This is a genomic window from Marinomonas arctica, from assembly GCF_003259225.1.
In the GTDB taxonomy this organism is placed as follows: Bacteria; Pseudomonadota; Gammaproteobacteria; order Pseudomonadales; family Marinomonadaceae; genus Marinomonas; species Marinomonas arctica.
On sequence record NZ_QHJF01000069.1, the window covers coordinates 1 to 1510 of the forward strand.

Genomic DNA, 1510 nt, shown 5'->3' on the forward strand with positions numbered 1-1510 from the left:
TTCACCTTTTTTTAGGCTTACTTCTTCATCGGTCAAGTTACATTGCCACACACCCTCTACAGGCGCGACTTCGTTCGGAAAGGCAATATAATGCTTAGGCGTTGACATGGGAAAAAGCGAAGCATAACCCTGAGAACGAGCATGAGCCACAAGGTCTTTAGGGTAATAAAGCATATGCGAATAGCCGCTGTCGTCTAAATCGTAAAGCAAAGTAACCAAGGCCGCCTCAAACGACCAATAGCCAAAAAAAGTAGGAAACCTTCCTTTGTGGCGGTTATACCAATAGCAGTCTTTCATACCCTTGTACCAGCCACGTAGGTACTGAGTGAGACTCTCTTGTCGTTCTTCTTTTGTTGGGCTAACGCCATCGCCTTTTATAGCATCGTAAAGGTGTTGATACACTTTAGGAAAACCAAGATGGTCCAAACGAGGTAAACCGATATAACCCAAGCGAGCCAGTAGAATACTCAATAAAGGGTCATCATTATCCTGAGGGTTTTTACCCAACATACGCACAATCGTTTGCAAAGCATCTGGTTTTCCCGACAATACCGCAAAGCTCATCGACCATAATAAAAACTGAAAAGAGTCTGGTTCCCAGTAAAAAAAAGATTTATGTTGGAATTGTGTTTTGTGGCGTTCTAATTCAGCTAGAGCTGCTTGCATAAGGGCTTCGCAAAAATTTAAGTCATTGCCCGCAGAGTATTCCAAGGTGGCATATTCAAACTTATGTAACGTGAGTGACCAACTTAAACCTGACCTATGTCCAAGCTCTTTATTAGTATCATTTATTATTTCACATTCTTCTAATGTATCTTCTTGAAAAAAATCATTTACCTCTTGGTATACATCAAACTTTAACAAGGGGTCACGCCTACTAGATTCAAACCCAATTTCATTAATTATCATAATATTACCTCGTTAATACTGTTTGCGGCCTCATCTAACTTGGTAATATTTACCACTTTTCCTGAGTCATCCACTATCATTAGCCACCGCTCATAACCATTCACTTGAACCTTTTTACTTTCTTTAAGACTTAACTCCTGATCCAAGCGAGGGCGTATCCAACCATCACTCATCTGTTTTGCAGCTGGCATTCCGGGAGAACCTTTTGTATTATTCAGCATCGAATCTCTTGCTACCCCATCGCCATCTATGTACTTGCCTGATGCGGTTCTGTATTTAGTCTCAGTAACGACATAAGGTGGTGGCGGATTGGTGTTTTCATAAATACCATCAATACCTCGACCTCTTGGTGTATCCGTCATTTTCCGAATTTGCCGATCTTCTGGTAATAAGTTTTTAAAACCATTGTTGATCATTAAATTATCACTGAGAATTTCGCCATACAGACCTTTTTCAGCGTTCGTCATTTTAATGATTTTGGGATTAATAGCAGTAACACTGCTATCTAATTCATGAACTACCTTACCATCTGGGAGGGCTTTGTAGGCATCATCCAATTCATCCGCTTGGTGTTTAATTTCATCTGCGGATTTCTTTAGCG

General features: G+C 40.5%; 1 protein-coding gene and 1 pseudogene. Both read right to left on the minus strand.

Annotated elements, in window-relative coordinates:
• A partial coding sequence (locus DK187_RS20830) for a PoNe immunity protein domain-containing protein (RefSeq protein ID WP_204355677.1) occupies positions 1 to 909 on the minus strand: 909 nt, incomplete at its 3' end.
• Positions 906 to 1510, minus strand: a pseudogene (locus tag DK187_RS20835) (hypothetical protein); the annotation flags it as partial. The pseudogene DK187_RS20835 and the gene DK187_RS20830, both read right to left, overlap by 4 nt.